Here is a 19,763-nt window from a genome sequence, read left to right as displayed (position 1 = left end):
TGCGCGTCCGGTCCGCCCGTCGCCCCGCCCGTCGCTCCGCGGAGGCGCCGCCTCCCCCGCGGACGGGCACCGCCGCCGGTTCCCCTCAGGCCGCGGGTTCCGGCTCCCGCTCGGCATCCGCCGGCACGGGCGCGACGACCGCGCTGTTCTCCACGGCGATCACCGCGTCGAACGGCGCGGCGCACTCGGCGAGGCCCGTCTCGGACAGGAAGACGATGAGGCCGCGCCCGGCCCGCGCCTGCCGCAGTTGGGCGAGACGCTCGCGCGCGCCCTCGGCCTTCCGCTCGTCCATCGCGACCGCCACCACGAGGATGTCGGGGTCGCGGGCGAGGCACCGGCTCAGCTCGATCGCCACCCGCTCGCGGGCGTTGATCGCGCCGTCCGCCAGCGCCCCGGTGCTGGGCTGGATCTCGACCTTGCTGTCGAGGCCGAGGCCGTAGACCGAGGCCTCGAGGCCCTCGTCGGCCAGCACCCGGCGCACCAGCTCGCGCACCCGCGGCTCGGCATTGGCCTCGCCGAGGCTGATCCGGCCGAACAGCAGGTTCTCCTCCAGGCTCGCGGCCGGATTAACCCGCGAGGGATCGTGGAAGACCACCGCGCCGGCGAGGTGGGCCGGCAGCATCCGGGCGAAGGACCGGCGCGCCTGCACGAGGCGCTCCTCGAACGGGCCGTCGATCAGGCCGAAGCGGTGGCGGGACTCGCTGTAGCGCAGCGCGAGGCCGATCAGCCGCGCGCGGTCGCGCTGGCCCGCCGGTCCCCGCCGCAGGCTCGCCGCCCCGGGCAGGCGCGCCACGAGATCCTCGAAATAGCCCCGCTCGGCCGCCTGGAACAGCGAGTAGGCGTCGAACAGGGGGTGGTCGTTGGGCAGGTCGGCGAAGATCTCCACCGTGCTGCGGGCCACCGACAGGCCGATCTCGGTGAGCGGCCGGACCAGCCCCTCGGCCTCCAGGACCGCCCGCAGGTAGGGGTGGCGCGCGAAGCGCAGGGGCGCGAAGGTGCCGCCCACCGGCTCGCCGAACAGGATGTTCTCGCCGATGCTCGCCTGATTGTTGTAGCGGTCGGGGTCGAAGGGCTCGACGAGGCGCTCGGCGCCCTTGGCGGCCAGCGCCACCCGCATGGTGCGGCGCGCGGCGACGATCGCGGCGGCGAGCCGCGGCTGGGCGGCCGGGTCGAGCCGCCCGGTCAGCCCGCGGGCGTACACGAAGCCGTCGAGGCCGGTGAGCCGGCTGATCCCGATCAGCGCGATGTCGTCGGGCGCGGTCGCCGGATCGGTGCCGTAGAGCAGGTTCTGCCGGAGGGAGCCCTCCATCAGGATCGCCTCGCCGGACGTGAAGGCGATCCGCCGGGCGCGCTCGGCGGCGTCGAAGTCGCGCAGGTCCGTGCCCGCGTAGGTGACGGCGCCGGCCGTCGGCTCGACCTGGCCGGCCAGCACCGCCGCCAGCGCGCGGGCGCCGCTGCCGCGGCTGCCCGTGATCGCCACGTGCCCCGGCATCGACACGGCCACGTCGACGCCGGTCAGGCGCTCGCCCGTGGCCGGATCGAAGGCGCCGACGCCCTCGGTGGCCAGGATTCCGGACCGGGGCAGCGGCAGGGCGGCGGCGCCGCTGCGGGCGGCCCGGGCCCGCCGCCCCTCGAGGGCCGCGATGGTGCGGGCGAGGTCGCGCAGGCGCGGGCGCACCGACCTGCGGACCATCCAGAGCCGCGCGCAGATCGCCGCGAGCCAGCCGGCGAGGCCGAAGGCGCCCACGGCCGCCACGAGGGCGGCCGGATCCACCGGGGCCGCGGGCGGCTGGCCCGGTCCCGAGCGCCACAGCGCGGTGCCGGCGGCGATCGCCGGAAGGATCACCGCCAGGGCCAGGGCCGGCGCCCGGGCATAGGCCAGCCGCGCCTCGGCCCGCCCGACATTGGCCCGCATCGCGGCGACGCGGGCGGCGATCCGGCGGCGCTCGATGGCCGCCGCGCCGTGGTTGCGCACGGCGGGCAGCCGCCGGACGAGGTCGTTCAGGCTCTCCTCGGCGCGCGCGCTCGAGCGCAGGCGCAGATCGTGCCGGTCGCGCGCGCGCTCGAGCACCAGCCCGTAGGCGAGGCCGATCGCCGCGAGGCCGATCACCGCCGCGGGGACCAGCCTGGGCGCGGCGAGCGCCGCGAAGCCGAGGGCCAGGATCAGGGCCGCGAGGGTCATCGCCGGCAGCACGATGCCGGCGGCCAGCAGGCGGTCGGCCCGGGCCAGTACCTCGCCGACGATCCGGGTGAGGCCGCGCGCCTCGTCCCGCGCGCCCGCGGGCGCGTCGAGGATCGCCTGCAGCACGCCCTCGCGGACGGCGTCCCCGGCCCTGTTCTGCGCCTTGAAGCACAGGCGCGCCACGAACCAGCCGACCCCCGCCAGCGCCAGCGCGCAGACCGCGATGCACAGGAAGGCCGTGAGTTCGAGTTCGGCGGGGCGCATCGGGATGCCGGGGACGAGCACCAGTTCCCGGCCCGGGAGCTCCGCCGCCACGCGCAGGAACGGGAGGACCGGCGCCTCGTCGCGCGGCAGGACCGCGATTAGGTCGCGCAGGCACAGGAGCGCGAGCGCGCAGAGCGGCGCGCCGACCCCGACCGCGAGGGCCGCCGCGACGGTGTGCTGCGGCCGCGCGGCGCGCCACGTCAGGAGGAGAGGATCGGATTCCATGCGTCTCCGGACAGCATCGGGCGGGTCCGCCGCGGTCCGCCGCCGTCCGCGGCATAGGCCTTCGGGGCCGCGGCGGAAAGGGCGGCCGGCGCGGCCCGGCCCCGTGCGACATGTCGGCCGGACTGATCCAAGTTCTAGCCCTGGTCTGGAAGCGCTCTAGGTTCGATTCTCTGCACGCGGCGCGATCTGGAGCGCGCCGCGAGGTCCGGTCGCCGCGTCCGCCCGGACCGCATCGCGTGGGCGTGCCGGCGCAGCCGATCTCGGGCGGGACCAGAGGATGGGGTGACGCGTGCGGCGAGGGGCTGAGCAGACCGAAGGGCACGGCACGGCCGGCTCGACGTCCGGGACGGCCTGATGGCGCAGCTGTTCACCCCCGGCGCCGACGCGCTCTACCGCCTCGCGCTGATGACCGGCGTGGCCTGCCTGGTGGGCGTCCCGGTCCTGGCGGCCGGGATCGTGCGCTCGAACTACGTCACGGGCGTCGGGATCGCGCCGGCCCAGCCGCTGCCGTTCAGCCACAAGCACCATTCCGGCGAGCTCGGCATCCAGTGCCGCTACTGCCACACCACGGTCGACCGGGAGGCCACCGCCGGCATCCCGCCGACGCACACCTGCATGACCTGCCACTCGCAGATCTGGACCGGCTCCGAGATGCTCAAGCCGGTGCGCGACAGCTACGCGCAGGACAAGCCGCTGGAATGGAAGCGGCTGAACAAGCTGCCGCAATACGTCTACTACAACCACTCCGTCCACGTGACGAAGGGGATCGGCTGCTCGACCTGCCACGGCGACGTCACGTCGATGCAGATGACCTACCGGGCCAACGCCTTTGAGATGCAGTTCTGCCTCGATTGCCACCGGGCCCCGGAGAAGTACGTCCGCACGCCGGATCAGGTCTGGAACATGACCTGGAAGCCGCCGGCCGACCAGGCGAGTCTGGGCCCCAAGCTCGTGGCCCAGTACCACATCCGCGGCGGGGAGCGGCTGACCGAATGCGGGATCTGCCACCGATGACCGGCGCCCCCGACATCGCGGCCCTGCGCGAAAAACTCGCCGGCGGCGACGGACCGCGCTTCTGGCGCAGCCTCGACGCCGTGGCCGACAGCCCCGAGTTCCGCGCCTATCTGGCGGCCGAGTTCCCGTCGGCGTCCCGGCTCGCCGCCGCCCCGGAGCGGCGCGGCTTCCTGAAGCTCATGGCCGCCTCCTTCGCGCTGGGCGGCCTCAACGCCTGCGGCGGGGGCAACGGCCGCGACTACGAGGTGCCCTACGTCAACCAGCCCGAGCGGATCGTGCCCGGCACGGACCTGTCCTACGCCTCCTCGGCGGTGTTCGACGGCTTCGGCAACGGCATCCTGGTCACCACCCGCAACGGCCGCCCCCTGAAGATCGAGGGCAACCCCGAGCATCCCTGGAGCCGCGGCGGCACCGACGTGCTGGCCCAGGCTTCGGTCCTCGGGCTCTACGACCCGTTCCGCTCCCAGGCGGTGCAGCATCTCGGGCGGCCGAGCTCCTGGCCGGCGTTCCGGGCGGATCTCCAGGCGCGGATGCCGGGCTGGCGCGAGAGCCGGGGCGAGGGTCTCGCCCTGCTCACCGGCCCGGTGACGTCGCCCGGCGTGGCGGCCCAGATCGTGCGGCTGCGGGCCGCCTACCCGGCTCTGCGCTGGTACACCGGCGCCGGGGCCGGCCGCGGCGGGATCTACGAGGGCGCCCGCCAGGCCTACGGCCGGCCGCTGGAGACCATCCCGGATTTCGGCCGCGCCCGCACCATCGTGGCGCTGGACGGCGATTTCCTGGACCTCGGGCCCGGCCAGGTCGGCCTGTCGCGGCGCTGGAGCGAGGCGCGGCGCGCGGCCTACGCGGAGGGGCGCCTCCTCACCCTCCACGCGGCGGCGCCGACGCCGACGCTGACCAGCGCCAAGGCGGATTACGGTCTCGCGGTCCCGGCCGGCCGGCTGGAGGACCTCGCCCGGGACCTCCTCGCCCTGGCTGCGGGCGGCGCGGCGCCGATGGGCGACGACCCCGTCGCGCGCTGGACGCGGGGCGCCGGCACGGCGCTCACCGAGGCCCGGGGAAGCGGCATCGTCACCGCCGGCCTGACCGCGAGCCCGGAACTGCACGCGCTGGTCCACCGCCTCAACGGCGCCCTCGGCAACACCGGCGCGACCCTGGTCCACACGGCGCCCGCGGAAGAGACGGGCGCCGGGACCCTCGCGGAGCTCGCGGAGGCCATGGATCAGGGTGCCGTCAAGGCGCTCGTCGTGCTCGGCGCCAACCCGGTCTACGAGGCGCCGGGCGCCCTCGACTTTGCCGCCCGGATGGCGCGCGTCCCGCTCAAGATCCACGCGGGACTCTACTACGACGAGACGGGCGCGCACGCCGACTGGCACCTGCCCGCTGCCCACCCGCTGGAATCCTGGGGCGACATCCGGTCCCTCGACGGGACCGTGGGGCTGATCCAGCCGACCGTCGCGCCCCTCTACAACGGTCGGACGCCCTCGGAGATGCTGGCCTTCCTGGCCGGCGGCGAGGGCGGGGAGAGCGGCCAGGACGCCCTCGACCTCCTCAAGGCGGGCGCGCGCAGCGCCGGCGAGGACGACGCGGCCTTCGAGGCCCGCTTCACCGAGGCCCTGCGCCTCGGCTTCTGGGCGGACAGCGCGCGCCCGGCCGAGACCGTCGCGCTGACGCAGGCGGCGGCCCCCGCGGCCGCCCCATCCCCCGCGTCCGCCGGCGAGGTCGAGGTGCTGTTCCGGCCCGATCCGACGATCTGGGACGGCACCCACGCCGACCTCGCGTGGCTGCAGGAACTCCCGAAGCCGCTGACCAAGGTGGTCTGGGAGAACGTGGTCGCGGTGAGCCCGCGCCTCGCCGAGCGCTCGGGGATCGCGACCGGCGACATCCTGCGGGTCGAGGCCGGCGGCCGCGCGGTCGAGGGGCCGGCCTGGATCCTGCCCGGCCAGGCCGACGACACCGTCACCCTCACCCTGGGCTACGGCCGCGACGTGCCGGACCACCTCGCCCGCGGCCTCGGCTACGATTCCGCGCCCCTGCGCCCGGCCGGTTCGACCTGGCGCCTCGCCGGCGCCCGGCTGACGAAGACCGGCCGCGTGCGCAAGCCGGTCACTACCCAGCATCTCGGCACGATGGAGGGGCAGGATCTCGTGCGCGTGCAGGCGCTCGGCGCCGCGCCCGCGGGCGACCCGAAGGGCGCGCCGACCCCCGCCTCGTTCTATCCGCCCCCGGAGAGCCAGGACCGCTGGGTCGCCGCGCAGTGGGGCATGGCCATCGACCTCGATGCCTGCATCGGCTGCAATGCCTGCGTCACCGCCTGCCAGGCGGAGAACAACATCCCGGTGGTCGGGCGCGAGGAGGTCGCGCTCGGCCGCTGGATGGGCTGGCTGCGGGTCGACCGCTACTACGCGGGCGGCCTCGACGCCCCGACCACGCATTTCCAGCCGGTGCCCTGCATGCATTGCGAGCAGGCGCCCTGCGAGCTCGGCTGCCCCGTCGAGGCGACGCTCCACGACAGCGAGGGCCTGAACCTGCAGGTCTACAACCGCTGCGTCGGCACCCGGACCTGCCAGAGCTACTGCCCCTACAAGGTCCGGCGCTTCAACTACCGCGACTATACCGGCGGCACGACCCCGGTGGAGCAGCAGCAGCGCAACTCCGAGGTCACGGTCCGGTCCCGCGGCGTGATGGAGAAGTGCACATACTGCATCCAGCGGATCACGGCGGCGCGGATCACCTCGGCCAAGGACGCCCACGCGCCGATCCCCGACGGCAGCGTCGAGACCGCCTGCCAGGGCGCCTGCCCGACCCGGGCGATCACCTTCGGCAACGTTGCCGACCCGGGGAGCCAGGTCTCGGCCGCCCGCCGGGACACGCGGGAATACGCGCTCCTCGGGCATCTCAACACGCGGCCGCGCACCACTTACCTCGCCGGGCTCGCCCCGGCCGCCGATCCCAACGGACGGGAGGGCTGAGCATGTCCGGCGCCCTGATCCGGCCCGACGCGACCCTCGAGGACATCGGCGGCGCGGTCGCGGAGATCCCGCTGACGCATCCCGGTAACCGCCGCTGGTGGATCGCCTTCGCGGGGGCGGCCTCGCTCCTCGGCCTGTTCGTCCTCACCCTCGGCTACCTGCTCTACGCCGGCCCCGGCATCTGGGCGAACAACAACGCCGTCGTCTGGGCGCTGGACATCGCGAGCTACGACTGGTGGATCGGCGTCGCCTCCGGCAGCCTGCTGGTCTCGGCGATCCTGCTCCTGCTCGGCGCGGAGTGGCGCGGGGCGGTGAACCGAGTCGCCGAGACCCTGGCGCTGCTCGCCACCGCGGCCGCCGGCCTCTACCCGATCATCCATCTCGGGCGGCCCTGGTTCTTCTTCTGGAACCTGCCCTACCCCAACACCTACGATCTCTGGCCGCAGTTCCGCTCGCCGCTCCTGTGGGACGCGATCGACATCGTGTCGTTCCTGGTGATCTGCGTCAGCCTCTGGTTCATCGGCCTGCTGCCGGACCTCGCGACGCTGCGCGACCGGGCCCACGTCGAGGCGCTCCGCCAGTTCGACGCGAAGGCGCCGACCCGCAAGCTCGCCCTCCTGCGCGCGCAGGTCTACGGCATCCTCGCCTCGGGCTGGCGCGGCTCGGCGGCCCACTGGCAGATCTGGGTCCAGGCCTACCGGACGGTGGCGCTCCTCGGCGTGCTGCTGGTGGTCTCGGTCCAGACCGGGGCCTCGGTCATGCTGGCGGGCTCGCTGATGCCCGGCTGGCACAGCACGCTGCTGCCGGTGAGCTTCCTGGTCAACGCGGTCTATTCGGGCGTCGGCGTCACGGCGGTGACCGTGATGCTGATCCGCCTCGTCTACGGCCTCGACGCCTTGGTGACGGACCGCCATCTCGACGTGCTCGGGCGGCTGCTGCTCTGCCTCGGCTGCGCCAGCGCCTACTGCTACGCGGCCGAGTACTTCGACACCTTCCTCAACGGCGACGCTGAGGGGCGCGGCGTCCTGGTCCGGCGCATGACCGGCGACCACGCCCTGGTGTCCTGGACGGCGGTCCTGTGCCTCGTCCTGCCCGCGCAGATCCTCTGGTCGGCCCGCGCCCGCACGGCGCCGCCGGCGATCGCGGCGGTGGGGCTGCTCGTGGCGATCGGTGCCTACGCCGACCACGTCATGGTCCTGGTCGTCACCCTGACGCAGGACTTCCTGCCCTCCTCGAGGCTGCCCTACACGACCGACATCTGGGGCATCGCCACCTTCGCGGGCTCGATCGGGCTGTTCCTGACCCTGCTGCTCCTGTTCCTGCGCTACCTGCCGGCCGTCTCGATCGTCGAGAGCCGCCGCCTCGCCCTGACGGCGTCGCCGGCCGCGCAGGAGGCCGCCCGCGCGGCCGCGTCCGGGGCCACGGGTCGCCCCGAGGAGAACCCGGTCACCGCGCCCCTGTGGGGCGTGTCCGCGACCTTCGCGAGCCAGGGCGACCTCGCTGCCGCCCTCCAGGCGGTCTCCGGGATCGGCCCGGACCACGTCCATCTCGACGGGCACGGACCGGTGCCGATGCCCCGCACCCTGCGGCCCCTGGGCCTGGAGGGGCGCTCGATCCTGCCCTACGCCCTGGCGGGCGCCCTGCTCGGCGGCTCCGGCTTCTTCGCGCTGTGCATCTACGCCACGGCCTACGACTACGTGTTCCTGATCGGCGGCCGCCCGCGCCTGTCCTGGCCGTCCTTCGTGGTCCCGAGCGTCTCCTTCGCGATGATGGCGGGCTGCGTGGCGATCCACCTCGCGCTCCTCGTGCTCAACCGCCTGCCCCGGCTGAACCATCCGGCCTTCAACATCCCGGGCTTCCTGCGCGCCTCGGAGGACCGGTTCTTCCTCTCCGCGGAGGCGCGGGGCGACCGGTTCGACGCGGCGCGGATCGAGCGGCGGCTCGCCTCCCTGCCGGCCGAGGCCGGGCGCCCCCTCGAGATCCGGCGGATCCCGCGATGAGGCGCGCCGTCCGCCGCGCCGCCCGCCGCGCCGGGCCACGCGCCCTCCTCGCCTGCCTGGCCCTCGCGCCGCTCGCCGCCTGCGGCGAGGCCGACATGGCCGATCAGGCCCGGGCCAAGACCTGGGACAAGAACCCGTTCTTCCCCCGCGAGATCACGATGCGCCAGCCGGTGGCCGGCACCGTGCCGCGGAGCGATCCGGCCCGCGCGGCGCCGCAGCCGCAGGCGATCAGCCGGGCGCTGCTCGACCAGGGCCGCGAGCGCTACGGGGTGTTCTGCACCCCCTGCCACGGGCAGGACGGCCGCGGCGCCGGGATGATCGTGGCCCGGGGCTTCCCGTCCGCCGGCGACCTCACCGCCGGGCCGGTGCGCGCGGCCTCCGCGTCCGACCTCTACGACGCCATCTCGAACGGCCGGAAGGCGATGTTCGGCATGGCCCAGATGATCCCCTCGGCCGACCGCTGGGCGATCGTCGCCTACGTCCGCGCCCTCCAGCTCAGCCAGGACGCTCCGGTGGCGAGCCTGCCCGAGGCGGATCGCGCGCGACTGGAGGCGACGCGGTGAGGCGCCCCGCCCTTCTCGGCCTCGCCGGCCTCGTCCTCTTGGCCGTCTGCCTGATCGCGGGCGGCTGGCGCGGGGCTGCGGCCTCGTATCTCGCGGCGTGGCTGGTCCTCCTCGCCCTGCCGGTCGGCGCCCTGCCGGTGGTCATCGTGGCCGAGCGCTTCGGCAAGCGGGTCCGCGAGCGCGGCGGCATCGAGATGCTGGCGGGCCTGCGCCGGCTGACGGCTCTGATGCCGGTCGCGGCCGTGCTGGCGCTGCCGCTGCTGGCCGCCGCGCCGCTGCTCTATCCCTGGGTGAGCGCCCCGGCGCGCACGCCGCTGGCCGCCCTGTGGTTCACGGTGCCGTTCTTCGCGGTCCGGGTCATCGCCTACCTCGCGGCCTGGACCTGGCTGGCGCTGCGCTTCGCCAGACCGTTCGACGCGCCCGGCGAGGGGCGGACCGTGCCGGCGGTGGGCCTGCACGCGGTCATCGGCACGCTGTTCGTCACCGACGTCGTCGCCTCCCTGGATCCGCGGCTCGACTCCACCCTCCTGGGTCTCCTGGTGATGACGGCGTGGAGCGGCCTCGCCTTCGCGGCGGCGATCCTGCTGGCCTGGGAGGAGCCGGAGCCCGTGGGGCGCGGCCGCACGGCCCCCGGCCGGGGCCGGCTCGTCCCCCTCGTCGTGCTCCTCGGCCTCTGGGCCTACATGCACTTCGTGCAGTTCCTGATCGTCTGGTCGGCCAACCTGCCGCCCGAGGTGGCGTGGTACCTCGCCCGCGGCGGCTGGGTCGGGCGGGCGCTGGCGATCGTGGCCGGCGCGGTCGTGGTCCTGGCCGGGCTCGCGACCCTGCGGCCGGGCCGCCCGACCACCCGGATCCTGGCCGGCGCGGCGGTCGCCGTCCACGCCCTGGAGATGTTCTGGCTGATCACCCCGGCGGTGCGCGACCGCTTCGTCCTCCGGCCGAGCGACGTGCTGGCCGCCGGCGCCGTGGCCTGCCTCGCGGCCGCTTTGCGCCCGCTGATGCGTCCGCGCGCAGACCGCGCGGCCGCGACCGCCCGCCGCGCCGGGAGGCCGGCATGAGCGCGGACGGACCCACCGGCCTGATCCCGGCGATCCTCGCGGGGCTGACCCTGCGCGGCAGCGGCCTCCTGAACGGGCGGCCGCCGCGCCCGGCGGCCAACACCCAGCGCCATCCCGACGATCCCGGGCACGAGACGCGCGACGTCAACGTCCGCAACACCGTGCTGGTGATGGCGGGCCTCGCGCTCGCGGCGCTGGCGGTCGTCGGCGCGATGGTCTGGCTGATGGGCACCTTCGCGGCGAGCCAGCGCCGGGCGCTGCCCACCCTGACGCCGCAGCAGACGACGCGGCTGGCGCCGCCGCCGCCGAACCTGCAGGCCGACCCCTACGCCGACCTCGACCGCGAGCGGGCCGAGGCCGCGGCGCGCCTCTCCGGCTACGGCTACCGGGACGAGGCCCACACCCGCGCCCGCATCCCGATCGGGCGCGCCATGGACCTGACCGTCGGCCGCTCCCTCGAACCGGCGGAGCCCGCTGCGCGATGACGCCGAGCCACGATTCCCTCCAGCTCTGGCCCGCCGCGGTCTCCGCCACGGCGATCGAGACCGATTGGCTGATCCTGGCCTTCACGGTGCTGACGCTGCTGCTGACCGTGCCGGTCTTCGTGGCGATCACCTACTTCGCCCTGCGCTACCGCGAGGGCTCCGAGGCGGATCGGAGCCCCTCGGGCATCCGGTCGAACCTCATCGAGATCAGCTGGATGCTGATCCCGTTCCTGCTGACGCTGATCTTCTTCGTCTGGGGCGCCCGACTGTTCGTCGAGTCGAAGAACCCGCCCCCCGACGCCATGGTGGTCGAGGTGATCGGCCGGCAGTGGATGTGGAAGTTCCAGCACCCGACGGGCCAGTCCGAGATCAACAACCTGCACCTGCCGATCGGCCAGCCGATCCGGCTGCACATCATCAGCCAGGACGTGATCCACGCCCTCTACCTGCCGGCCGTGCGGATGCAGGTGGCGGCCCTGCCCGACCGCTACACCGACCTGTGGTTCAAGGCCGAGAAAACCGGCACCTACCATCTCTACTGCTCGGAATATTGCGGCACCGACCATTCCGTGATGGGCGGCGAGGTCACCTTCATGAATCCCGGCGACTACCAGGACTGGCTGACCCACGCCGGCGCGCAGCAGGGCAAGGTCGCGGCGGGCCGGGCGCTCTACGAGGCCTATGGCTGCGCCGGCTGCCACGACCCCGGTTCGTCCGTGAAGGCGCCGAGCCTCGCGGGCCTCTACGGCAGCCAAGTCAAGCTCGCGGACGGGCGCACCGTCACCGCCGACGACGCGTGGCTGCGCGAGAAGATCCTGAACCCGAACGGTGACCGGCTCGCCGGCGGTGGCAAGCAGGTGATGCCGAGCTTCGCCGGCCGGATCCCGGCGGACGAGCTCGGCACGCTGATCGATTTCCTGAAATCCTACGCGGGTCCGGCCTCCGGCAAGGCCGCGGACGCGACGCTGCCGGGAGCGACACGATGAGCGCATCGGGCAGCGTCGGCGGCACCGCCCGCCGGGAACCCCACGCCCCCGAATCCACGATCGGGCGAAAATCCGACTACCTGCACGCGGAATCGACCCTGCGCTCGTGGTTCCTCACCACCGATCACAAGCGCATCGCGATCCTCTACCTCGCCTCGATCACCGGCTTCTTCGTGATCGGCGCCCTGGCGGCGGGCGTGGTGCGCCTCGCGCTGATCGTGCCGAACGGCGCGATCATGACCAACGACACCTACAACAAGGCCTTCACCATCCACGGGGTGGTGATGGTCTGGTTCTTCCTGATCCCGTCGATCCCCGCGACCTTCGGCAACTTCCTGATCCCCTTGATGATCGGGGCCAGGGACCTCGCCTTCCCGAAGCTCAACCTGACCAGCTGGTACGTGTTCATGGCCGGCGCCCTGTTCACCCTGGTCTCGGTGGTGCTGGGCGGGGTCGATACCGGCTGGACCTTCTACGCCCCGCTCTCCACGGCCTTCTCGAACACCTGGGTCCTGCCGGCGCTGATCGGCGTGACCATCGTGGGCTTCTCGTCGATCCTGACCGGGCTCAATTTCGTCGTCACGATCCACACCATGCGGGCGCCCGGCATGACGTGGTTCAAGCTGCCGATCTTCGTCTGGGCGCACTACGCCACGAGCCTGATCTTCCTGCTGGCGACGCCCGTGATCACCACCGCGCTGATCCTGCTGATCGCGGAGCGCGCCTTCCATATCGGCGTGTTCGATCCGGCCTATGGCGGCGACCCGGTGCTGTTCCAGCACCTGTTCTGGTTCTACTCGCACCCGGCCGTGTACATCATGGTCCTGCCCGGCATGGGGGTGATCTCCGAGATCGTCCCGGCCTTCGCGCAGAAGAAGCTGTTCGGCTACCGCTTCGTCGCCTACGCGTCGATCGGGCTGGCCTCGGTGACCTTCTTCGTCTGGGGTCACCACATGTTCGTCAACGGCCAGAGCGACCTGGCCTCGCTGGTATTCTCCGCCCTGTCCTTCGCGGTGGCGGTGCCCTCGGCCGTGAAGGTCTACAACTGGACCGCGACGATCCATAAGGGGGCGCTGCGCCTCGACACGCCGATGCTCTACGCGATGGGCTATATCGGCCTGTTCGTGCTCGGCGGGCTCACCGGGCTCTACCTCGCGACGCTCGCCATCAACCAGCACATCCACGCGACCTACTTCGTGGTCGCGCATTTCCACTACATCATGGTCGGCGGCACGGTGCTGGCCTTCCTCGGCGGCCTGCACTTCTGGTGGCCGAAATTCACCGGCCGCATGTACAGCGAGCCCTGGGGGCGGGTCTCGGCGCTGCTGATCTTCCTCGGCTTCAACGTGACCTTCTTCCCGCAGTTCATCCTCGGCTATCTGGGGATGCCGCGGCGCTACGCGACCTACCCGGCCGAGTTCCAGCTCCTGAACGTCCTGTCCTCGGCCGGCGCCACGATCCTGGCGGCGGGCTACCTCTTCCCGATGCTCTACCTCGTCTACTCCCTCTGGTTCGGGCGGAAGGCGCCCGCCAACCCGTGGAACGCGAAGGGGCTCGAGTGGGAGACGTCGTCCCCGCCGCCGACGCACAATTTCCTGTCCCCGCCGGAGGTGCCGCGCATCCCCTACGACTACCCGATCCAGGCCCAGGAAGCCCGGGACCAGCACGGATGAGCGAGCCCCTCGCCGACGGCGTCGGGGTCGCCCGCGCCCACCATTTCGAGAGCGTGGCGCAGCAGCGCGAAGCGGCGACGCTCGGCATCTGGGCGTGGCTGATCACCGAATTGCTACTGTTCGCGGCCCTGTTCCTGGTGGCGCTGATCACCCGGATCCAGCACCCCGAGGCGACGGTCGCGGCGGCCAAGCACCTGAAGTTCTGGATCGGGGCCACCAACACCGTGGTGCTGATCTGCTCCAGCCTGACCATGTCGATGGCGATCGAGTTCTCGCGCATGGGCTGGCAGCGCGCCATGGTCCGGGCGATGCTGGCGACCGCGGCTTTGGGCGGCCTGTTCCTCGTGCTCAAGGGCTACGAGTACTACGCCGACTGGGCCGAGCACATGATGCCGTTCCTCAGCGACAGGCCCTTCGCCCTCGCCGAGACGCCGGCGGCGCGGCTGTTCGTGAACCTCTACTACGTCGCGACGCTGCTCCACGCGCTGCACCTGTTCACCGGCATCACGCTCCTGCTCGGCATGACGTGGATGGCCGCCAGGGCCGGGTTCCTCGCCCGGCACCAGAACTGGATCGAGGTCTACGGCCTGTACTGGCACTTCATCGATCTGGTCTGGATCCTCGCCTTCCCGATCCTCTACGTGGTGAACCGGTAGGATGCGGAACCCCCTCGCGACCCTGAGCGCCGACGACCGCGCCCTGCTCCGGAAGCGCCTGCGCACGCCCGTCCTCACCTTCCTGGCGCTGCTCGCCCTGCTCGCCGTCAACGTGACGCTGGGCGCCACCCTCCCCTTCGCGCAGGTCTGGATCGTGGAGCTCGCGGTCGTCGCCGTGATGGTGGCGCTGATCCTCCTCGTCTCCATGGAGGTGATCCACGAGCCGCCCCTGATCCGGCTATTCTCGGGGCTCGGCTTCTTCTGGGTCGCCATCATGGTCGGCATGACGCTGACCGACTATCTCGCCCGCTGACCCGCGCGAAAGCCGTTGTCGGGACGGCCGAACGCTCCTAAACGGGGCCGCTTCCCCGCATGGCCCGGCTGAAAGACGATGTGCGAACTGCTCGGCATGAGCGCCAACGTGCCGACCGACATCCGCTTCTCCTTCGCGGGCCTCGCCCGGCGCGGCGGCGAGACCGGGCCGCACGCCGACGGCTGGGGTATCAGCTTCTACGACGGCCGCACCTGCCGCAGCTTCCACGAGCCGGAGCCCAGCGCCCGCTCGCAGCTCGCCCGGCTCCTGCGCGACATGCCGATCAAGAGCCGGATCGTGGTCGCCCATGTCCGCAAGGCCAATCGCGGCCGGGTCAGCCTGGAGAACACCCACCCGTTCTCCCGGGAATTGTGGGGCCGCCGCTGGACCTTCGCGCATAACGGTCAGCTCAAGGGCGTGAAGCGGCTGCCGCTGGGCGGCTTCATGCCGATCGGCTCCACCGACAGCGAGCACGCCTTCTGCTGGATGCTCGGCCGGCTCCAGGCCCGGTTCCGCGCCCTGCCCCGCCCCGAGACCCTCGACCGGGCGGTAGCCGACCTCGCGGGCGAGCTGCACGCGCTCGGCGTGTTCAACATGCTGCTCACCGACAGCCGCACCCTCTACGCCCATTGCGGCAAGCGCCTCTGCTACCTCACCCGCTGCGCCCCCTTCGGGAAGGCCACCCTGATCGACGAGGACTGGCAGGTGGATTTCGCCCAGGAGACCACCGAGCACGACGTGGTGACGGTCATCGCCACGCAGGCGCTGACCCGGGACGAGTGCTGGACCGATCTCGCCCGCGGCGACGTCCTGACCCTGCGCGACGGGGCGATCCGGCTGTTGAGACCGGCCAACTTAGCTTAAGTGTGTTTTGCCCGAGGGTGCATGGCCGCGGCCGATGCGCTAGAATCCCGGTAACAGGAGCGCATCGGCCGGACCTCACCACCGGTTCGAGCCGGCAAGCGCTCCGCCTCGACCCGCTCGGGACCACAGGTCGAGCCACGATGAGTTGACGAGCGCGATACGCATGACCCGCGACGACACCGACACCGTCCTGTCCCAGGAGGACGGGACTCGGGATGGCCGCCCGAACCTGGCGCCCGGCATCCGCACGCATCTCGGGGAGCACCTGCGCACGGTCTACGACCGGATCGGCGAGGAGACGCTGCCGTCCCGCTTCGCCGAGCTGATCGAGAAGCTCGAGGCGGCGCTGCGCGCCCGGGGCGAGGCGATCGAGCCGGAATTCCGCAACGGCCTGCTCGCGGCCGTGCCGTCGCTGCGCGCCTTCGCGCTGTCGCTGACCTCGAACCCGGCCCGCTCGGACGACCTCGTCCAGGACACCCTGCTGAAGGGTTGGCAGCACCGCGCCCGGTTCCAGCCGGGGACGAACCTGAACGCGTGGCTGTTCACGATCCTGCGCAACATCTTCTACTCGGACCACCGCAAGCGTGTCCGCGAGGTCGAGGACCAGGACGGGTCCTACGCGGCCCGGCTCGCCACCGCGCCGCACCAGGGCGACAGGCTCGACGTCGAGGACCTGCAGTCGGCGCTCGCCAAGCTGCCGCCGGACCAGCGCGAGGCGCTGGTGCTGGTCGGCGCCGAGGGCGTCTCCTACGAGGAGGCCGCGACGATCATGGGCTGCAAGGTCGGCACCGTGAAGAGCCGCGTCAGCCGCGCCCGCGGCCGCCTCGCGGAACTCCTGGGCTACGACGAGGAGGATCTCGGCTCCGACCGGTTCATCCAGTCGGCGATGCCCAAGGACGCGTAGGCGGCCGGCCAGCCGCGGTCCGGCGCTCCACAAAAAAAGATGCATCCGATTCCGGGGATCGGGCGTTACCGGCCCGAGCTTCGCTGCGCCAGCGCGGCGAAACACCACGGAACGGAGACGCACCGCATGACCTTCAAGACCCTCATCGCCGCCTCGGCCCTCGCCCTGTCGCTGCCGCTGGCCGCTCAGGCCCAGGGTACCATCCCGGGCGCCGAGCGCGGCGCCGCCGCGGGTGCCGACGCGGCCGGCCCGATCGGCGGCATCGTCGGCGGCGCGGTCGGCGCGGCCACCGGCACGGTGGGCGGCATCCTCGGCGTCGACATGGCCCCGCGCTTTCGCAGCTACGTCCGCGAGCGCAACGTCCGCTCGTACGACTACGACGGCCGCGTCGCCGTCGGCACCACCCTGCCGAACTCGGGCGTGACCTACTACGACGTGCCGAGCGAGTACCGCGTGCAGCCGGGCTACCGCTACACCGTGGTGAACGACCGCCCGGTGCTGGTCGACCGCGGTCACCGCATCGTCGAGGTCATCGACTAAGACCCTGGGCCGGTCTCGTGCCGGCCCGAATGCCCCCGGAGCTTGGCTTCGGGGGCATTCCCGCAGACGCGGCCGCCGGCGCAACGCTTCATCCGTCCGGCCGTTGACGACGGTTCGACCCGTGAGGCGACCATGAGCGACACTCCCACCGATCCGAAATCCACCCTGCCGGAACCGGTGCGCGACCATCTCGGCCAGCAGCTGCGTAGCGTCCTGCCGGTCGGGACCGACAAGCCGCGCTTCCTGGGCGACGACCCGGTGCCCGACGCGTTCGAGCCGCAGATCCGCAGGCTCGAGACCCGCTTGAAGACCCACGAGGAGGGCACCGGCGCCGTCGGGCAGGCCCTCGACCAGATCCTCGACGCCTTCGGGGTCAAGCCGTCGGACGACGACACGCGCGCGGGCTGAGCCGTCAGACGCGCGGCTTCGTCGCCAGCAGGTCGCGGATCTCGGAGAGCAGCTTCACGTCGGCCGGCACCTCGTCGGGCTTCTTGACCTCGGCGTGCTGGAGACGGTTCATCGCCCGGATCACCAGGAACAGCACGAAGGCGACGATGGCGAAGTTGAGCGTCAGCGTCAGGAACTGGCCGTAGCCGAGGACGGCGCCCTGCTTCTTCGCGTCCACGTAGGGCAAGCCGGCCTGCACCTTGGACGAGAGCGGGATGTAGTAGTTCGAGAAATCGAGCCCGCCGGTGATCGCGCCGATCACCGGCATGAAGATGTCCTGCACGGCTGAATTGACGATGGCCCCGAAGGCCGCGCCGATGATCACGCCGACCGCGAGATCGACCACGTTCCCGCGCAGCGCGAATTTCTTGAATTCCTCGAGCATCTCCGGAACCCCCTCCACGAACGCTGCCAAGGTAGGGGAGAATCCCGCGGCGGCCAGCGCCCGGTCCGGCTAGACGGCCGGCGGCCGCGCCTCCGCACCGCTCTCGGGCTGCGCATCCGCCCCGGCCGCGGGCCGCTCCCCGGCCGGGAGCGCCGGCTCTGCCTTGAGCCGCCGGCGATACTGGGCGGCGACGACCGGGATGGTCAGCAGGTAGCCGCCGCTCACCGCCACCAGCGCCTCGAACGGGTAACTGATCAGGATGCCGAAGGCCGCGACGCCGAACAGGAAGATCGGCAGGACGAGGCTGCGCGGCACCCGCTTGCCCATGGTCTTGCCCGAGTAGGTCGGGACCGTGGAGACCACCAGGAGGGCGATGCACAGCACGTAGATCAGGACCGCGGGCGCCGCCCAGGTCTCGATGCCGAAGCCCAGGAAGTGCAGGTAGAGCGGCAGCATCGCGGTGAGCGCCCCCGCCGGCGCCGGCATGCCGACGAAGAAGTCCTTCTTCCATTCCGGCCGGTTCGGGTCGTCCAGCATCGCGTTGAAGCGGGCGAGGCGCAGCGCCATGGCGATGGCGAAGATCAGCGCCACGATCCAGCCGACCGACTTCAGGTGGAACAGCACGAAGCCGTAGAGGATGAGCGCCGGGGCGCAGCCGAAATTCACGAAGTCGGCGAGCGAGTCGAGCTCGGCGCCGAAGCGCGACGTGCCCTTGAGCAGCCGCGCCACCCGCCCGTCGATGCCGTCGAGCACCCCGGCCACGACCACGGCGATGACGGCGGGCTCGAACTTGCCCTCGAAGGCGAGCCGGATCGCCGTCAGCCCGAGGCAGAGCGCCATCAGGGTGATCATGTTGGGCGCGATCATCCGGAACGGCACCGGCTTGAACCGGCGCGGCCGCGGCTCGTTCGGGTCGGGCGCGAAGGGCGGGAAGAGATCGTCCATGGCCGCCTCAGATCCGCTTGAACAGCCGCTCCGGGCCGCCGCCGAGATCGGCCAGCACCGTCTCGCCGGCCACCGCCTTCTGGCCGAGGCCGACCAGCACGGTCGAGCCGGCCGGAAGGTACACGTCCACCCGCGAGCCGAAGCGGATCAGGCCGAACCGCTCGCCGACGCCGAGCACGTCGCCCGCCGCAACGAAGCCGACGATGCGCCGGGCCACGAGGCCGGCGATCTGCACCACGCCGACCCGCTTCGGCTGGCCGGCATGGGTCGTCTCGATGACCATGCCGTTGCGCTCGTTGTCGTCGCTGGCCTTGTCGAGCTCGGCGTTGAGGAACAGGCCCGGCGTGTAGTGGATCTGGCCGATCCGGCCCGCCACCGGCACCCGGTTCACGTGGCAGTCGAACACGTTCATGAACACGGAGACCCGCAGGGTCGGCACCTGCGGCAGGTCGAGCTCGGGCGGCGGCAGGACGGTGGCGATGAGGTTCACGCGCCCGTCGGCGGGCGAGATCACGAGCCCGTCCGCCACCGGGGTGACGCGCTCCGGATCGCGGAAGAAGTAGCAGACCCAGAGGGTGAGGATCAGGAAGATCCAGCCGAAGAACTGGGAGAAGTAGCCGGCCAGCACCGTCAGCACGATGCCGATCAGGATGAAGGGATAGCCCTCCTTGTGGATCGGCACGAGCGTCCGGCGGATCGTCTCGATCAGGTCGGTCATGGGCTCTTCGGACTCGAGGATGTCGCGGGCGGGCGGACGTGTCGGACGGGCGGATGGCAGTCCGCCGGGCCGCCGTCAACTTTCCAGGGGTCGCGGGTCGCCGCGGGCTTGGGCGCCCGCTCCGGCCGGGGGGCGCTCCTGCGCCGATTCGGGCGCGAAACGCCGAGGCTCGCGGACACGCGTGATCGTCCCGGCGCGCGCGTGGCGCCGGGGGCATGGCCCGGGAGGCGAGCACGAGGGACGCGGGACGCCGCGGGAACCCAGGTGTCGGCCAAGTACGCGCGGGATCCGATCCCCGCGGCGCCCCGCGGCATCGGCCGGGCATGGTCCCCGGCCGGTGCCGTCTGTCTCGTCGCGGCGTCTCCGACGTCCCGGTCCTGCGACTCCCCGTTAGCGGTCTCTGTCGAGGTGCGTGCACGCCGTGCTCGTACGCCGTGCCCGCACCTCCGGAACCCGCATCGGCGCCGTGGCCTTCCAGCCGTCCCCCGCCTCGTAGTGGGCGGGTCCGCAGGTCGCTCAGGGTCGGCCCAGAGGCGGGTCGGCGCGGGGGCATTTCCTCACCCCGCCGGGCA

18 protein-coding genes are annotated in these 19,763 nt (G+C 72.5%); 14 read left to right on the top strand and 4 right to left on the bottom strand.

Translation table 11 applies throughout. The features are described 5' to 3' along the window. Window positions 1-85 precede the first annotated feature (85 nt). Window positions 86-2,671, bottom strand: coding sequence for an ABC transporter ATP-binding protein/permease (locus H288_RS0109660; protein ID WP_020092385.1), 2,586 nt, complete (start codon window positions 2,669-2,671; stop codon window positions 86-88). Between the two features lie 354 nt (window positions 2,672-3,025). Here H288_RS0109660 and H288_RS0109655 point away from each other — a divergent pair, with 354 nt between their 5' ends. From H288_RS0109655 to H288_RS0109590, 14 genes are all read left to right on the top strand, one after another. Next, window positions 3,026-3,685 carry a cytochrome c3 family protein gene (locus H288_RS0109655; protein ID WP_020092384.1) on the top strand — a complete coding sequence of 220 codons (660 nt, stop codon included), beginning with the start codon at window positions 3,026-3,028 and terminating at the stop codon, window positions 3,683-3,685. Continuing rightward, complete coding sequence (locus tag H288_RS0109650) at window positions 3,682-6,654, top strand: TAT-variant-translocated molybdopterin oxidoreductase (protein ID WP_020092383.1); 2,973 nt, start codon at window positions 3,682-3,684, stop codon at window positions 6,652-6,654. The genes H288_RS0109655 and H288_RS0109650 overlap by 4 nt, the downstream gene beginning before the upstream one ends. A 2-nt stretch (window positions 6,655-6,656) precedes the next feature. Continuing rightward, window positions 6,657-8,654, top strand: a complete 1,998-nt coding sequence (locus H288_RS0109645; protein WP_020092382.1) for a DUF3341 domain-containing protein — start codon at window positions 6,657-6,659, stop codon at window positions 8,652-8,654. After that, the gene (locus tag H288_RS0109640; protein ID WP_020092381.1) at window positions 8,651-9,217 is read left to right on the top strand and encodes a cytochrome c; all 567 of its coding nucleotides are present in this window, start codon (window positions 8,651-8,653) and stop codon (window positions 9,215-9,217) included. The genes H288_RS0109645 and H288_RS0109640 overlap by 4 nt, the downstream gene beginning before the upstream one ends. Next, window positions 9,214-10,275, top strand: coding sequence for a hypothetical protein (locus tag H288_RS0109635; protein WP_020092380.1), 1,062 nt, complete (start codon window positions 9,214-9,216; stop codon window positions 10,273-10,275). Before H288_RS0109640 ends, H288_RS0109635 begins: the two co-directional genes overlap by 4 nt. Further along, window positions 10,272-10,760 carry a hypothetical protein gene (locus H288_RS0109630; RefSeq protein WP_020092379.1) on the top strand — a complete coding sequence of 163 codons (489 nt, stop codon included), beginning with the start codon at window positions 10,272-10,274 and terminating at the stop codon, window positions 10,758-10,760. The genes H288_RS0109635 and H288_RS0109630 overlap by 4 nt, the downstream gene beginning before the upstream one ends. Then, window positions 10,757-11,746, top strand: a complete 990-nt coding sequence (gene coxB / locus H288_RS0109625) for a cytochrome c oxidase subunit II (RefSeq protein ID WP_020092378.1) — start codon at window positions 10,757-10,759, stop codon at window positions 11,744-11,746. Before H288_RS0109630 ends, coxB begins: the two co-directional genes overlap by 4 nt. Then, the gene (locus tag H288_RS0109620) at window positions 11,743-13,419 is read left to right on the top strand and encodes a cbb3-type cytochrome c oxidase subunit I (protein WP_020092377.1); all 1,677 of its coding nucleotides are present in this window, start codon (window positions 11,743-11,745) and stop codon (window positions 13,417-13,419) included. Before coxB ends, H288_RS0109620 begins: the two co-directional genes overlap by 4 nt. After that, a complete protein-coding gene (locus tag H288_RS0109615; protein ID WP_020092376.1) occupies window positions 13,416-14,075 on the top strand; it encodes a cytochrome c oxidase subunit 3 in 660 nt (219 codons plus the stop codon). Before H288_RS0109620 ends, H288_RS0109615 begins: the two co-directional genes overlap by 4 nt. A gap of 1 nt (window position 14,076) precedes the next feature. Continuing rightward, window positions 14,077-14,388, top strand: a complete 312-nt coding sequence (locus H288_RS0109610) for a hypothetical protein (protein WP_020092375.1) — start codon at window positions 14,077-14,079, stop codon at window positions 14,386-14,388. A 78-nt stretch (window positions 14,389-14,466) separates the two neighbouring features. After that, complete coding sequence (locus H288_RS0109605; protein WP_020092374.1) at window positions 14,467-15,252, top strand: class II glutamine amidotransferase; 786 nt, start codon at window positions 14,467-14,469, stop codon at window positions 15,250-15,252. A 163-nt stretch (window positions 15,253-15,415) separates the two neighbouring features. After that, a complete protein-coding gene (locus H288_RS0109600; RefSeq protein ID WP_020092373.1) occupies window positions 15,416-16,156 on the top strand; it encodes a NepR family anti-sigma factor in 741 nt (246 codons plus the stop codon). Window positions 16,157-16,282: 126 nt separating this feature from the next. Further along, window positions 16,283-16,696: a DUF1236 domain-containing protein gene (locus H288_RS0109595; RefSeq protein WP_020092372.1), complete on the top strand. Its 414-nt coding sequence runs from the start codon at window positions 16,283-16,285 to the stop codon at window positions 16,694-16,696. A gap of 132 nt (window positions 16,697-16,828) precedes the next feature. Further along, window positions 16,829-17,104, top strand: coding sequence for a hypothetical protein (locus H288_RS0109590; protein ID WP_020092371.1), 276 nt, complete (start codon window positions 16,829-16,831; stop codon window positions 17,102-17,104). 4 nt (window positions 17,105-17,108) lie between these two features. On the opposite strand, the gene mscL is transcribed toward H288_RS0109590, so the two are convergent. From mscL to H288_RS0109575, 3 genes are all read right to left on the bottom strand, one after another. Beyond that, complete coding sequence (mscL, locus tag H288_RS0109585; RefSeq protein ID WP_020092370.1) at window positions 17,109-17,528, bottom strand: large conductance mechanosensitive channel protein MscL; 420 nt, start codon at window positions 17,526-17,528, stop codon at window positions 17,109-17,111. A gap of 69 nt (window positions 17,529-17,597) precedes the next feature. Further along, entirely contained in the window at window positions 17,598-18,473 is an 876-nt protein-coding gene (locus tag H288_RS0109580; RefSeq protein WP_020092369.1) for a phosphatidylcholine/phosphatidylserine synthase, read from the bottom strand. 7 nt (window positions 18,474-18,480) lie between these two features. Then, window positions 18,481-19,191, bottom strand: coding sequence for a phosphatidylserine decarboxylase (locus H288_RS0109575; protein ID WP_020092368.1), 711 nt, complete (start codon window positions 19,189-19,191; stop codon window positions 18,481-18,483). Window positions 19,192-19,763 lie beyond the last annotated feature (572 nt).

The sequence above is a fragment of the Methylobacterium sp. 285MFTsu5.1 genome, from assembly GCF_000383455.1.
Lineage (GTDB): Bacteria > Pseudomonadota > Alphaproteobacteria > Rhizobiales > Beijerinckiaceae > Methylobacterium.
The sequence above is the reverse complement of the archived record's forward strand: the minus strand, read 5'-3'. Positions and strand labels throughout refer to the sequence as shown.

Bases quoted from the DNA above. Each gene is read 5' to 3' on its own strand.
- H288_RS0109610 (WP_020092375.1), top strand. From the start codon at position 14,077: ATGCGGAACCCCCTCGCGACCCTGAGCGCCGACGACCGCGCCCTGCTC.
- H288_RS0109660 (WP_020092385.1), bottom strand. From the start codon at position 2,671: ATGGAATCCGATCCTCTCCTCCTGACGTGGCGCGCCGCGCGGCCGCAG.
- H288_RS0109605 (WP_020092374.1), top strand. From the start codon at position 14,467: ATGTGCGAACTGCTCGGCATGAGCGCCAACGTGCCGACCGACATCCGC.
- H288_RS0109640 (WP_020092381.1), top strand. From the start codon at position 8,651: ATGAGGCGCGCCGTCCGCCGCGCCGCCCGCCGCGCCGGGCCACGCGCC.
- H288_RS0109615 (WP_020092376.1), top strand. From the start codon at position 13,416: ATGAGCGAGCCCCTCGCCGACGGCGTCGGGGTCGCCCGCGCCCACCAT.
- H288_RS0109645 (WP_020092382.1), top strand. From the start codon at position 6,657: ATGTCCGGCGCCCTGATCCGGCCCGACGCGACCCTCGAGGACATCGGC.
- H288_RS0109620 (WP_020092377.1), top strand. From the start codon at position 11,743: ATGAGCGCATCGGGCAGCGTCGGCGGCACCGCCCGCCGGGAACCCCAC.
- coxB (WP_020092378.1), top strand. From the start codon at position 10,757: ATGACGCCGAGCCACGATTCCCTCCAGCTCTGGCCCGCCGCGGTCTCC.
- H288_RS0109650 (WP_020092383.1), top strand. From the start codon at position 3,682: ATGACCGGCGCCCCCGACATCGCGGCCCTGCGCGAAAAACTCGCCGGC.
- H288_RS0109580 (WP_020092369.1), bottom strand. From the start codon at position 18,473: ATGGACGATCTCTTCCCGCCCTTCGCGCCCGACCCGAACGAGCCGCGG.
- H288_RS0109630 (WP_020092379.1), top strand. From the start codon at position 10,272: ATGAGCGCGGACGGACCCACCGGCCTGATCCCGGCGATCCTCGCGGGG.
- H288_RS0109600 (WP_020092373.1), top strand. From the start codon at position 15,416: ATGACCCGCGACGACACCGACACCGTCCTGTCCCAGGAGGACGGGACT.
- H288_RS0109655 (WP_020092384.1), top strand. From the start codon at position 3,026: ATGGCGCAGCTGTTCACCCCCGGCGCCGACGCGCTCTACCGCCTCGCG.
- H288_RS0109595 (WP_020092372.1), top strand. From the start codon at position 16,283: ATGACCTTCAAGACCCTCATCGCCGCCTCGGCCCTCGCCCTGTCGCTG.
- H288_RS0109575 (WP_020092368.1), bottom strand. From the start codon at position 19,191: ATGACCGACCTGATCGAGACGATCCGCCGGACGCTCGTGCCGATCCAC.
- H288_RS0109590 (WP_020092371.1), top strand. From the start codon at position 16,829: ATGAGCGACACTCCCACCGATCCGAAATCCACCCTGCCGGAACCGGTG.
- mscL (WP_020092370.1), bottom strand. From the start codon at position 17,528: ATGCTCGAGGAATTCAAGAAATTCGCGCTGCGCGGGAACGTGGTCGAT.